Source organism: Deinococcus aerolatus (assembly GCF_014647055.1).
GTDB classification, from domain to species: Bacteria; Deinococcota; Deinococci; order Deinococcales; family Deinococcaceae; genus Deinococcus; species Deinococcus aerolatus.
Genome location: NZ_BMOL01000037.1, coordinates 1 through 11,322 on the forward strand (window position 1 = coordinate 1; position 11,322 = coordinate 11,322).

14 protein-coding genes are annotated in these 11,322 nt (G+C 68.8%); 11 read left to right on the plus strand and 3 right to left on the minus strand.

Annotated elements, in window-relative coordinates; translation table 11 throughout:
• Positions 1-146 precede the first annotated feature (146 nt).
• The 6 genes from IEY31_RS17960 (at position 147) to IEY31_RS17985 (ending at position 3,641) form a co-directional block, all read left to right on the plus strand.
• Complete coding sequence (locus IEY31_RS17960; protein WP_188974329.1) at positions 147-410, plus strand: acyl-CoA-binding protein; 264 nt, start codon at positions 147-149, stop codon at positions 408-410.
• 107 nt (positions 411-517) lie between these two features.
• Positions 518-1,306 (plus strand): ImmA/IrrE family metallo-endopeptidase, encoded by a 789-nt coding sequence (locus IEY31_RS17965; RefSeq protein ID WP_188974341.1) that lies wholly within the window; start codon positions 518-520, stop codon positions 1,304-1,306.
• The gene (folP, locus tag IEY31_RS17970) at positions 1,303-2,172 is read left to right on the plus strand and encodes a dihydropteroate synthase (RefSeq protein ID WP_373289191.1); all 870 of its coding nucleotides are present in this window, start codon (positions 1,303-1,305) and stop codon (positions 2,170-2,172) included. Before IEY31_RS17965 ends, folP begins: the two co-directional genes overlap by 4 nt.
• A 28-nt stretch (positions 2,173-2,200) precedes the next feature.
• Entirely contained in the window at positions 2,201-2,563 is a 363-nt protein-coding gene (gene folB, locus IEY31_RS17975; protein ID WP_188974330.1) for a dihydroneopterin aldolase, read from the plus strand.
• Positions 2,560-3,069, plus strand: a complete 510-nt coding sequence (gene folK, locus IEY31_RS17980; RefSeq protein WP_188974331.1) for a 2-amino-4-hydroxy-6-hydroxymethyldihydropteridine diphosphokinase — start codon at positions 2,560-2,562, stop codon at positions 3,067-3,069. The genes folB and folK overlap by 4 nt, the downstream gene beginning before the upstream one ends.
• An 80-nt stretch (positions 3,070-3,149) precedes the next feature.
• Positions 3,150-3,641 carry a hypothetical protein gene (locus tag IEY31_RS17985; protein WP_229723762.1) on the plus strand — a complete coding sequence of 164 codons (492 nt, stop codon included), beginning with the start codon at positions 3,150-3,152 and terminating at the stop codon, positions 3,639-3,641.
• 97 nt (positions 3,642-3,738) lie between these two features.
• Here the strand turns inward: IEY31_RS17985 and IEY31_RS17990 are convergent, their stop codons facing one another.
• Positions 3,739-4,053: a hypothetical protein gene (locus tag IEY31_RS17990; protein ID WP_188974333.1), complete on the minus strand. Its 315-nt coding sequence runs from the start codon at positions 4,051-4,053 to the stop codon at positions 3,739-3,741.
• Positions 4,054-4,124: 71 nt separating this feature from the next.
• On the opposite strand from IEY31_RS17990, the gene IEY31_RS17995 reads away from it, so the two are divergent.
• From IEY31_RS17995 to IEY31_RS18005, 3 genes are read left to right on the plus strand one after another with little or no spacing between them, the layout of a single operon-like run.
• Positions 4,125-4,772: a DUF4403 family protein gene (locus IEY31_RS17995; RefSeq protein ID WP_188974334.1), complete on the plus strand. Its 648-nt coding sequence runs from the start codon at positions 4,125-4,127 to the stop codon at positions 4,770-4,772.
• Positions 4,773-4,781: 9 nt separating this feature from the next.
• Positions 4,782-5,384, plus strand: coding sequence for an NUDIX domain-containing protein (locus IEY31_RS18000; RefSeq protein WP_188974335.1), 603 nt, complete (start codon positions 4,782-4,784; stop codon positions 5,382-5,384).
• A 9-nt stretch (positions 5,385-5,393) separates the two neighbouring features.
• Positions 5,394-6,017, plus strand: coding sequence for an IMPACT family protein (locus IEY31_RS18005; protein ID WP_188974336.1), 624 nt, complete (start codon positions 5,394-5,396; stop codon positions 6,015-6,017).
• 22 nt (positions 6,018-6,039) lie between these two features.
• Here the strand turns inward: IEY31_RS18005 and IEY31_RS18010 are convergent, their stop codons facing one another.
• Positions 6,040-7,527: a lipopolysaccharide biosynthesis protein gene (locus IEY31_RS18010; protein ID WP_188974337.1), complete on the minus strand. Its 1,488-nt coding sequence runs from the start codon at positions 7,525-7,527 to the stop codon at positions 6,040-6,042.
• Between the two features lie 82 nt (positions 7,528-7,609).
• Complete coding sequence (locus tag IEY31_RS18015; protein WP_188974338.1) at positions 7,610-8,917, minus strand: glycosyltransferase; 1,308 nt, start codon at positions 8,915-8,917, stop codon at positions 7,610-7,612.
• A 418-nt stretch (positions 8,918-9,335) separates the two neighbouring features.
• Here IEY31_RS18015 and IEY31_RS18020 point away from each other — a divergent pair, with 418 nt between their 5' ends.
• Both IEY31_RS18020 and IEY31_RS18025 read left to right on the plus strand, forming a co-directional pair.
• Positions 9,336-9,860 carry a class II glutamine amidotransferase domain-containing protein gene (locus IEY31_RS18020; RefSeq protein ID WP_188974339.1) on the plus strand — a complete coding sequence of 175 codons (525 nt, stop codon included), beginning with the start codon at positions 9,336-9,338 and terminating at the stop codon, positions 9,858-9,860.
• Complete coding sequence (locus IEY31_RS18025) at positions 9,767-10,867, plus strand: asparagine synthase-related protein (RefSeq protein WP_188974340.1); 1,101 nt, start codon at positions 9,767-9,769, stop codon at positions 10,865-10,867. Before IEY31_RS18020 ends, IEY31_RS18025 begins: the two co-directional genes overlap by 94 nt.
• The last annotated feature ends 455 nt before the right edge of the window (positions 10,868-11,322 follow it).

Consider the following 11,322-nt stretch of genomic DNA (forward strand, 5'->3'; position numbering starts at 1 on the left):
GTCTGATTTCATCTACCTTAGCGCCCCCAACGAAAGTTGGGGGCGCTGCGTTATTGTCTGTGCCTGTTGTTTGCCGATTTCGTGTCGGGTGGTCTGATGCTGTGTCGGGCACGCAGGATTTTTTGGAATCAGGTAAGCTGCTGCGCGTGACCGACTCCCAGACCGCTTTTGTCCAGGCCCAGCAGGACGCGCAGGCCCTGCCCAGGAAGCCTGGCAACGACGTGATGCTCAAGCTGTACGCGCTGTATAAGCAGGGCAGTGTGGGCGACGCCGGAACCCAGCGCCCTGGTGGGTTCGATTTCGTGGGCGCGGCCAAGTACGACGCCTGGGATGCGCTGCGGGGCAAGTCCTCGGAAGACGCCCAGCGGGAGTATGTGGAACTGGTCAGGTCTCTTCAGGCCGGTAGCTGAAGTAAGCTGGGCGGGTGACGGATCTCCCCGTTCCCGAAGTTGGCGTCTCTGACCGTGCGTCTGGGGCGGCCGGGTCTTCTTCCGTACTGGCCCAGGCGCGGGCGCGCATGCGGGAACTGGCTGCCGCGTACGCCGCCACCCTGCCGGGCCTGGACACCCACAGCCTGATGGCCGGGCTGCAGGGCGTGACCCTGACTTTCATGGCCATGGGTGACCGCGACGGTGCGTATGACCCCGAACATCAGGTCATTCTGATCAACAGCCGCGTGCGCCCCGAACGGCAGCGCTTCACGCTGGCCCATGAGATCGGGCATGCGCTGCTGCTGGGTGACGACGATCTTCTCAGCGACCTGCACGACAATTTTGAGGGAGACCGTCTGGAAGAGGTCATCGAAACGCTGTGCAACGCGGCGGCGGCGGCGATCCTGATGCCCGAGCCCCTGATCGCCGAGGTGTTGACCCGCTTCGGTCCCAGCGGCCGGGCGCTGGCCGAACTGAGCCGCCGCGCCGATGTGAGCGCCACCAGCGCCCTGTATGCCCTGGCCGAGCGCACGCAGGCTCCGGTGATCTACGCCGTATGCGCGGTGGGCCGTGTCGATGTCGGGCCGGGCGAGGCAGAGGACGAGCGGCCAGCCGGCAAAGCCCTGACCGTCCGGGCCAGCAGCGCCGCGCCCAGCGTCAAGTACAGCCTGCGCCCCGGCACCCCCATCCCCGACGATCACCCGGTGGCGGTGGCCCTGGACACCAACTTTCCGCTGGCCCAGGACAGTTACGTGCCCTTCCGCTCCGGGCGCAAGATGCCCGCCTACGTGGACGCCTTTCCGGAGCGGCACCGCGCTCTGGTCAGTTTCGCCCTGCCGGTCAGAGCCAGCGAACCCGGCCGGGAAGAGGTTTGAACCGGCCGCGGAGCCTGACCTTTGGCGTTCCGGTGCCGGGCGGGCAGAAGGGGGCGGCCGGCTGGCGGGTGGAGTGGTCCGGCACGGCGGTGATGGGGGTCATCAACGTCACGCCCGACAGTTTCAGCGACGGGGGGCGGCACGCTGGGCTGGAGGCGGCCCTTGCCTCTGCGCGGACGATGCGGGACGCGGGCGTGCTGGTGCTGGACATCGGCGGTGAGAGCACCCGCCCCGGCGCACAACCGGTTCCGGCCGCCACCGAACTGGACCGCGTCCTCCCGGTGATCCGGGCGCTGGCGGGCGAGGGCGTGCTGCTCAGCGTGGACACCCTCAAGCCCGAGGTGGCGTATGCGGCGCTGCGGGCCGGGGCGCATCTGGTCAACGACGTGGGCGGCCTGCGTGATCCCGAGATGCGCCGGGTGTGTGCCGAGGCGGGGGTCCCCGCCTGCCTGATGCACATGCAGGGCGAGCCGCGCACCATGCAGGCCAGTCCCCACTACGGCGACGTGGTGGCCGAGGTCTTCGCCTTTCTGGGGGGTCAGGCGGCGGCGGCGCGGGCGGCGGGCGTGCCGGACGTATTGCTGGACCCTGGCATCGGGTTCGGCAAGACGCTGGCGCACAATCTGGCGCTGCTGCGGGCGCTGCCACAGCTCACCGCTGGGGCCGACGGCGTGCTGGTGGGGGCCAGCCGCAAACGGCTGATCGACTCGCTGGCCGGTGTGCCCAGAGCCGCAGACCGCGACCCCGGCACGCTGGCCCTGCATCTGCACGCGGCCCGCACGGGCGCGGCGATGGTGCGGGCGCACGCGGCGGCGGCCCACGTTCAGGCGCTGCGCGTTCAGGCGGCGCTAGACTTGCCGGGATGAGGCGGGCTGTGTTGATAGGAAGGGGAGCATGAGCCGGGTGGTGCTGGAGGGGCTGGAGTTTCATGCCCGGCATGGCGTCTACGCCACCGAGGGCGTGCTGGGCGCACGTTTTGTGGTGGATGCCGAGCTGTATTACGGGTTCACCGGGCTGCCCGATGAGCTGAGCGCCGCGGTCAACTACGCGGCGGTCTACGCGGCCATCCACGAGGAAGTCACGGGACAGCGCCACCAGCTGATTGAGGTGCTGACGGACCGCATCGCCCGCCGCATCCTGCGGGACCAGCCCCGGCTGGGCCATGTGACGGTGCGCGTCCATAAGCCCTTTGCTCCGCTGCCCGGCGTGTTCCGCGACGTGTACGCCGAGCTGACGTTGCGGCAGACGGAGCTTTGAGCGGCCCACACGGCGGGGCAGGCGCCTACATTGCCCTGGGGGCCAATCTGGGCCGACCGCTGGAGACGCTGCGCTGGGCCGTGGCCGAGGTGGCGCGGTTGGGCGAGCTGTGCGGGGTCTCGGGGCTGTACCGCACTGCCCCCGTCGGCGGCCCGCCGGACCAGCCGGATTACCTGAATGCGGCGCTGTGCCTGCGGACCAGCCTCCCGCCAGAAGAGCTGCTGGCCGCCCTGCACGACACAGAGGCCCGCGCCGGACGCGAGCGCAGGCAGCGCTGGGAGGCGCGGGTGCTGGACCTCGACCTGATTGTCTACGGCAACCGGGTGGCGGACGGGCCGGCCCTGACGCTGCCGCATCCGCAGGCGTGGGAACGGGCCTTTGTGCTTGCTCCGCTGGCGGACCTGAACCCAGGGCTGGCCCATCCGCTGACCGGCGAAACGGTGCGGCGGGCGCTGGCGCGGGTGCCGCAGTCGGGCGTGGGGGCCGGCACTGCAGACTGGCTGTAGCCCCTGACCGCTCCCGCGCGTCCGAATCTGGCCGCCGCCCACCGTCTGCCCGCCGCCGCGGCGCTATGCTACGGGGCGATATGAGCGAACTGACCTCCAACAAACGTCATGGCGGCGTCGGCCGCGCGCTGCTGTGGGTGGCCGTCGTGCTGACCGTGGCCCTGCTGGGTTTCGTGACGGCTGTGGCCGTCCGCAGCAACCCGATCTACAGTGACCGTGACGCCAATGGCGTCAGCAAGTACAAGTTCATCGAGGAATGCCGCGAGCTGCTGGAAGACACCGACAAGCTGACCGTGGGGGCGCAGGGCCAGTCCCTTCCCCTCAAGGCGCTGGTGGAACAGAGCGCCCCCCTGGGCAAGAACGACGAACTGCATGCCACGCTGGACGCCGAACCCGCCCAGATCATCCGCGCCACTGAGAACGTCGAGGGCGGCGGCTGGACCCTGACCGCGCCTGCCACCATCGCCGTTCACAGCGGCAGCAAGACCCGCGCGCTGGGCCAGCTGCCCATGCAGTGCGCGCATGTCAAGGGCCAGGAAACGCAGGTGCAGTTGCAGTTGCCGGGCCAGTAAAGCCAGCGCTCCCACCCTGTCCTCTCCGCCATAGGGAGGGCTTTTTCATTCCGACTTTTCTATGTCCGCGCTGCTGAGGCTCTGCTCCGGGCCAGTCTCACATCACCACGTCCAGGCCGCTCAGACACTCCTCGGCGATGGCGCGGGCCAGGGGATCGCGGGTGCTGCGGGCGTAGCTGACCCCCAGATGCAGATGGTTCTGGCCGCCGGGGCTGCCCACCAGCGCCAGGGTCTGGTAGAAGGCCAGGTGGGTGTGCGCCAGCAGCACGTCGCGGGTGCGCTCGGGCGGCAGGGTCCGCAGCAGGCTCAGGGCGTCCTGGTACGCTTCCAGCGCGCGCGGCTGATCGCCCTCCACGGCCCACTCGCGCCCCAGTTGCAGGGACCGGGCTGCCGTGAGATACGCGCTTCGCATGGCGCAGAGTCTAGCGTGACCGCAGCCCGGAGAACCGCGTGCCCCCGCTTTGCGCTATCTCTGGAGGGCCAATGACTGTCCCGCTGCCGCTGCCTGCCTCCATGCCTGCCCCTGCGCCCGCCGCCTCGGTGACCCTGCCCCTGCGCCTGCCGTATCCGGAGTTGTCGCAGCTGGCCACGGCCTGGGCCGCGGGGCAGGTGTTCACGCTGCCGCTGCCCACCGCTCCCAGCCTGCGCGTGACCGACATCCGGATCAGTGCCGGGGGAACCCGCCTGAAGGCCAGCCTCTCAGTGCAGAGCAGCGGGTTGCTGGGTCTGAAGGCCACGCTGGATGTGTCTGGGAGGCCCGTACTGGACGTCGCCGGTCAGGTGCTGACCCTGGAGGACACCGCGGTCAGCACCCGCAAGGAGGGCCTGGGTGGACGCCTGATCGGCATGCTGGCCGACGCCCGCGTGACCGCGTCTCTGGCGCGGCTGGCCCGCGTGGACTTCGCCGCCCGGCTCGCAGGCTGGCGCGGGCAGGCGCAGGCCCTCCTCCCGTTTGTGGTTCGGGACGGGATAGAGGTGACGGGCACGGTCACGCAACTGGCCGTCACCACGCTGAAGGTCACCCCCGACGACCTGACGCTGACCGCCGTAGTGGGCGGGGACCTGCAGGTCACCCTGACGGCCGCCGGACTGTTGCCGCGGGAGGGCCTGTCGCCGGGAAGCCTGCGCTAGCCTGAACCCATGAGCGATTCCACCTCCCCGGTCCACCCCAACTGGGCCACGCTGACCGAAGACGACGCCCGGCCCTGGGACACGCTGGAAAGTCGGGTGCTGGTCGACGGGTTCCGGGTGGTGCTCGAAGACCGCGTGCAGGTGCGGCCGGGCGTGGAGACGCTGTACCAGTACCGTCCGCGCGGGCCGCGCGCTGTGTTCGTGCTGCCAGTGACCCCGGCGGGCGAGGCGGTGCTGATCCGCCAGTACCGCTACCCGCTGCGCGCCACCGTCATGGAGGTTGTCGCGGGCGGTGTGGAGCGCGGCGAGAACCTGCTGGACGCCGCTGCCCGTGAACTGCTGGAAGAGGTGGGGGGCGTCAGCGACGACTGGGTGCCGCTGCCCGGCTTCTACCCGCAGCCCAGCATCAGCGGCGTGGTCTTTTACGCCGCGCTGGCCCTGAACGTGACCCTGGGGGCCACCCAGCATGAGGACACCGAGACCATTGAGCGCGTGGTGGTGCCGCTGGCAGAGGCGTACCGCATGCTGGAGGCCGGCGAGATTCAGGACGGCCCCAGCGGTCTGACGCTGTGGCACGCGCGGCGCCATCTGACCGGGCGCGGCCTGCTGTAGGGGCCGCGCATGACTGAATCTCAACGGCCCGAACTGCCGGCCCCCTTCACCACCCTGGCCGGGGAACACCGCCACAGCGCCGTGGTGGACAACAGCGAATTCCTGGCCTTTGCCGCACGGGCCGACACGCCGCAGGCCGCGCTGGCGTATCTGGAGACGGTCAGGGCGCGCTACCCTGGCGCCACCCACCACTGCTGGGCCTACCAGATCGGGAACGAGTACCGCTTTAACGACGACGGTGAACCGGGCGGCACGGCGGGCAGCCCGATGCTGCGGGCCATCGGAGGCCAGGGGCTGGACCACGTGATGGCCGTGGTCGTGCGCTATTACGGCGGCGTCAAGCTGGGCACCGGCGGGCTGGTGCGGGCCTACGGCGGAACGGCGGCGGAGTGTCTGCGAACCGCGCCCCGGCTGGAGGTCCGCCCGCGCCAGACCCTGCGCGTGCGCGTGCCGTTTCCGCATCTCAGCGCCCTGTACCACCTGCTGGACACCTCTGACGTCACGCGCGGTCCGGAGGAGTACACCGTGTCGGGCGTGGAAATGGCAGTGGGTCTCTATCCGGAAGAGGTGAGGGCCTTCACGGCGGCGCTGGCGGACACGACACGGGGCGAGGGGGAGGCGGACGTTGGTTGAAATGTTCTGGCCGGCTGTTCTGTTACCCGCGCGGCCCGGTCACGCGGCGCAGGCGGCGGGTTACAGCGGGCACCGCGCGCAGGGCCATGGATTTGAGCTCGTTGGGCGGTCCCAGGAAGATGGCGGCGGTGAGGGCGATTCCGCCCACCACCAGTTCAGTGAGGAACAGCACGGGCAGGGGTGTGCCCAGGTTCCGCAGCGGAACCACCACCACGTAGAACGCCAGGGCGGTTCCCAGGCCACTCAGCAGGCCCACCCCGTAGGACTCGAGAATCTCGCGCCCACTGCCCACGATGGAGCGGGCCAGCAGTTCAAGGCCGAGATTGCGCAGAACCGTGCCGACCAGCAGCACGGCGGCGATGGCCACCACGGTGCCGCCCAGGCTGTACGCCGTCCAGAAAGCCAGCGCCAGACCCACGGTGTACACGGCCTGAATCTTGAGCTTGACACCCAGGTTGGCGGTGGCCTCGGCCAGCACACCGGCCAGGTTGCTGGAAGCCATGAACGGCACGGCCAGCGCAAAGATCTTGACCAGGACCACGGCCCCCACGAACTGGGATCCCAGCAGCACGGCCACGACTTCGGGGGCCGCCACGAAGATGCCGCCCGCGACACAGGAAATGACGATCAGCAGGGCCAGCAGGGCCGAATGATGTGCCCGGCGTAGCCGCTCCGGCTCACTCTGGACGGCGCTGAACGAGGGGGCCAGCACCCGCGTCAGGCTGGTCGCGAAGCTCATGGCCGGGGTGCCTATGGCTTTGAACCCACGGCTGTACAGCCCCAGTTGTGCGGTGGGATACAGCCGGGCCAGCATGATGCTGTCCAGGTTGGTGCTGATGAACTCCAGAAAATTAATGATGGTGACACGGGTGGCAAAGGCGTACAGGTGCCGGTAGGACTCGGGCCGGAATGTCAGGCGCAGGCTGTGGCGGGTGTAGGCATACAGGATGACCATCTGGATCAGGGCCTGGGCAATCTGGCTGATCGCCAGGCTGAATGCCCCGAAGCCCAGGTAGGCGGCCCCCAGCCCGAACACGCCGTGGCCGATCACCAGCGACACCAGTTCGCCGATCATCAGTGGCCGGAACTTGAGCTGGCGGCGCAGCAGGCTCTGCGAGATGATGATCATGGCGTTGAACAGATAGGCCACAGCGTAGCCCCGGAAAACCATCACCAGATCGGGCATGCCGAAGTACTGTCCGGCCAGGGGAGCCAGCATCCACGCCGCCACAGTGGCCAGCAGCCCCAGGCCAATAGATGACGTGAACCCCGCCTGCACGTCCTCCCCGCTCAGCTCTGGCTTCTGGATCAGGGCCTGTCCCACGCCCAGGTCTGCAATGAATTGCCCGAAACGTTGCAGGACAAAGGCAATCGCCACCACGCCGAACTCGGCAGGCGTCAGCAGCCGCGACAGGATGGCCGTGAAGACCAGCCCCAGCACCGTGGCGATGCCCATCGTCATGTAGCTCCACTTGACGGCATTGACGGTTCGGCTCTTGAGGTTGGTCACGCCCGCTCTCCCGGCCTGCCGCATGACCGGATGGCCCTGATCAGCTGGAACCTCATGGTGATCGACATGCGGTGCGGACAGCTCACAGGATGTCCTCGGGGGCGGAGACAGGTGGGGAGGACGCAGGCGTCAGGCCCGCCCACCGGTCCTCCTCCAGTACCTGGGCATACAGGTCCGAATACATCCTGGCCTGCCGCTCGAAGGTGTAGTAACCCATGACCTTGTCCAGTGCGGCCTCCGCCAGTGCGCCGGGGTGGGGATGATCCAGCAGGAAGGCGATGCCGGCGGCCAGATCCGTCACGTCGCCGTGCCGGGCCAGGTAACCGTTGACGCGGTGGTCGACGATGTCGGCGGGGCCACTGCTGTCAAAGCAGACCACCGGCGTGCCGCAGGCCAGCGACTCCATTGCCACCTTGCCAAAGGCCTCCTCCAGTGAGGGCATCACTGTCAGGTCTGCGCCGGCGTACAGCGTGGCCAGATCGCGGTCATCCTCCAGCGACCCCAGGAAATGCGTTTTGAGGGGCATGGGCGGCGGGGTCTGGCCTTGCAGGGAACCGAAAACGACCAGTTGCAGGTCATGGGCGTCGGGTCGCCGGGCCAGGATCTCGGCGGCCCGACGCAGGTGCTCAAAGCCCTTGCGGGTCTCGGTCAGCGGCGAGACGGCGCCGAACAGGATCAGCCGCTGGCCAGCCGTCAGGCCCAGGTCGGCCAGCGGGCCGGGGGCGGTGCGGGCCACCCCCCGGTCCTGAGGTTTGAACAGGGCCGTGTCCAGGGCATTGGGGATGACCACGGTGCGGCGTCCGGCAAACAGCGAGCTGCGCCGGGCCTCGTCGGCCAGCCAGTGGCTGAGGGCCACCAGAGTCAGGGACCGCGGGTTCCAGGCGCGTGATTTGCGGCGGTGCAGCCAGCGCGAGTAATCGTCGGGTCGGCGGGAGGCCAGCGCCGGGCAGTGACCGCACTCGGCCTCAAAGCGCGTGCAGTCCTGGGCGTAGTGGCAGCCGCCGGTCATCGGCCACTGATCGCGCAGGGTCCATACCACAGGCGCGCGAATGCCCGCGAGGCTCTCTGGACTGAGGAAGCCGTCGTTGATCCAGTGCAGGTTGACCACGTCGGGCCGCAGGGTATTGATCTGCCGGTGGAGGGGCAGATTCAGGGCGGCGGGCGAGAAGTAGCGGGCCGGGCGCAGCCGCTCACGCATCACGCGCTCGGCCCGCCGTGCCAGGGCCGAGGCTCTGGCCGGTCGGTATTCGGTCACGTGTGGGTCATCGCCCACCCGGCTCTGGACCAGCATGGCCGAGTCCAGATGCGTGCGCAGCGCGCGGTGCAGCCAGAATGCGCCGCGCGCTGCGCCACCGCCGCCGTCGCTGGTGCTCAGGTGAAGAACCTTCATTGAACGGGGGGCCCGGTGATGGGGGCGAGCCGGGGGTAGAAACAGGAAAGGGCCGTCATCTCCGCCGAGCATAGTGTGACGCGCGTTACCCGAAAGTAAACCCGCCAGCCTGCGCGGGCCGGTGCTCTTGGCAGCGCGGCCCAGATATGGGCCGTGCAAAGGCTGACCGCAGGTGCGGCCATGCGCGGCCTTTCCACGCGCTAGATTCGGTTTCCGCTGCCTGCTCCCAGGGCTGAGGTGCCGTGCTGCCACTGCCCCGCATCAGACTTAGAGGCCAGACGATTTTCGTACCAGCACCAATCCTCCTCTGGGGGCGGCCTGATCGCCCCAGGTGAATTCCTTGACCACCGACTTCAGTGCCGTGTTTACCGTCCGCTCTGGCCCGGCCAGCAGCGCCGTATCTGCCGGGCCCTGGTAGGTGGAACTCGATGCGGCTCCCGGGCGCATCTACCATCAGCCGGGGCTGGTGGCTGTGCTCAAGGGTCAGTTCTACGACATGGACGTCCAGGCCATGCTGAGGCTCTACCGCCAGTACGGGCCCGCGTTCGCGCGCTGCCTCGACGGTTCCTTCTCGCTACTGCTGCTAGATGAGGCCGCCGGAACCGTGCTGGCGGTGACTGACCGGGTGGGCAGCCACAAGCTGTACGCGCTCCACGACGGCCAGCGGGTGACGGTCTCCACGCTGCCGGACCATCCCGACTTCACCCGGCGGCCCTACCGCCCCGCCGGGCTGGCCAGCACGCACGCGTTTCAGCCAGAGGGATCCACAGCTGTCCGTACTGGGAACTCCGGCCGCCCGCAGGCCTTGATGCGCGGCCCGAGGCCGAACTGCGGGAGGAGTTTGGCGAATTGCTGCGCCGCGCCGTGCGCCGCCGCACCGCCGGCCTACACGGACCCGTTCACCTGTCTCTCAGCGGCGGCCACGACTCACGCGGCCTCCTGAGTCTGCTGGCCGCCGAGAGCGTGGATCTGCGCACCTTCTCCTACACCCAGGGCCCGCAGGCCCCCCTCAGCGACACCCGCACCGCCCAGGCACTGGCGGCCCGGTACGGCGCCCGGCACCAGACAGTACAGGCGTACCGCGGTGACCTGCTGGCCACCGTGCGCCGCAACGCCCGCTGGGGCCACGGCGTCACCAACTTCTGCGATGAGGCCGATGCCTGGGACGCCCTCGCCGCCTCCCACCTCACCCACGTCTTTACCGGCGACGAGATCCATGAGATCTACCCCCGCCGCATCTCCGACGTTTCCGAGCACCTGATCCGGTTTCACGTTCTGCCCTTCGGCAGTCTGGGTAACCTGGCTGGGCGCCTGGCCCCCCCGTTCAGACGGATCCTGGAAGGTGCGTGGGCGGCCGAACTTGATCAGATGCGAGCGGCCGCCACCCGACACGCGGACCCTTACCAGCAGAACTTCATGATCATGTCGGGACAGTACCTGCCCCACTATCTGCTGTCCTGGCGGGAGCGCTTCGCGGGGCGGGTGGCCGCCATGCACACACCATATCTGGACGCAGCGCTCGCGGAGTTCAATCACCGCCTGCCTCCCCCCGTGCTGGCGGGCAAACGGTTGTTCATCGATACGCTGACACGGCTGGACCCGCAACTCTACCGGGTGCCGCTGGCCCGGTCTTCAGGATATGAAACCGACTGGCGTGCCGAGCTGATCCGGCACCGCGAGGCCGTGAAGGAAGACCTGCTCACGGGGTCCAGCCGCCTGGACGGCATTATTGCCCCGCAGGCCATCCGGGCAGTCCTGGACGGCCTGACCGCGCCGGGCAGGGGCGAACCGGCCACCCTTGGGGCGCGGGTTCGCCGGTCTCTGGGCACCTTCCGGCACAGCCCGGCGGGCCAGGACGTGTTCGGGCCGGTCCGCAGCCGGGTGCCGTCGCCCGCTGAGCCCGGTCACCTGGCTGCTCCGGGTGTTGACCCTGCGCGTGCTGGACACTGAGGCGCAACGCCACAATGCCCGGCGCCTCAAGCGCTGACCGACGCCCAGGGCGCCGGACGGGCGCAGCCCAGGACCAGTCCTCCCTGAAGAGGACGGGGTCTGGTGACAGGCGAGAACAGGTGGCCGGATACACGAAACGTTTACGCCCTCTGCATCATTCTGGAGGGGTTGTAATGGACGTTATTCGGGGGCGGGTTTCCCGCATTCTAAAACTTGAAGGGAAAGCACGGCCTGGCGGCACAGGCGCTGATGCATAGCCACAGTCCCCAGAGGATGAGGAGCAGGCGTGAAAGGGAAAACCATGATGCAATCAAGGAAAAGTGCGCAGCTAACACCGAAGGCGAGAGGGATGGGATGGGCGCTTCTGGTGGTCGCCGTGATGGTGGGCTGTGCACCGTCTGACCCCCCCAAACCGCCCCCAGAACCGGAGAACCCGTATGCGGGCGGCGCGGCGT

What these genes read in the sequence shown, in the direction of transcription:
- IEY31_RS18015 (WP_188974338.1), bottom strand. Translation starts at nt 8,917, where the DNA reads ATGAAGGTTCTTCACCTGAGCACCAGCGACGGCGGCGGTGGCGCAGCG.
- IEY31_RS17995 (WP_188974334.1), top strand. Translation starts at nt 4,125, where the DNA reads ATGACTGTCCCGCTGCCGCTGCCTGCCTCCATGCCTGCCCCTGCGCCC.
- folB (WP_188974330.1), top strand. Translation starts at nt 2,201, where the DNA reads ATGAGCCGGGTGGTGCTGGAGGGGCTGGAGTTTCATGCCCGGCATGGC.
- IEY31_RS18000 (WP_188974335.1), top strand. Translation starts at nt 4,782, where the DNA reads ATGAGCGATTCCACCTCCCCGGTCCACCCCAACTGGGCCACGCTGACC.
- IEY31_RS17990 (WP_188974333.1), bottom strand. Translation starts at nt 4,053, where the DNA reads ATGCGAAGCGCGTATCTCACGGCAGCCCGGTCCCTGCAACTGGGGCGC.
- IEY31_RS18005 (WP_188974336.1), top strand. Translation starts at nt 5,394, where the DNA reads ATGACTGAATCTCAACGGCCCGAACTGCCGGCCCCCTTCACCACCCTG.
- IEY31_RS17985 (WP_229723762.1), top strand. Translation starts at nt 3,150, where the DNA reads ATGAGCGAACTGACCTCCAACAAACGTCATGGCGGCGTCGGCCGCGCG.
- IEY31_RS17965 (WP_188974341.1), top strand. Translation starts at nt 518, where the DNA reads ATGCGGGAACTGGCTGCCGCGTACGCCGCCACCCTGCCGGGCCTGGAC.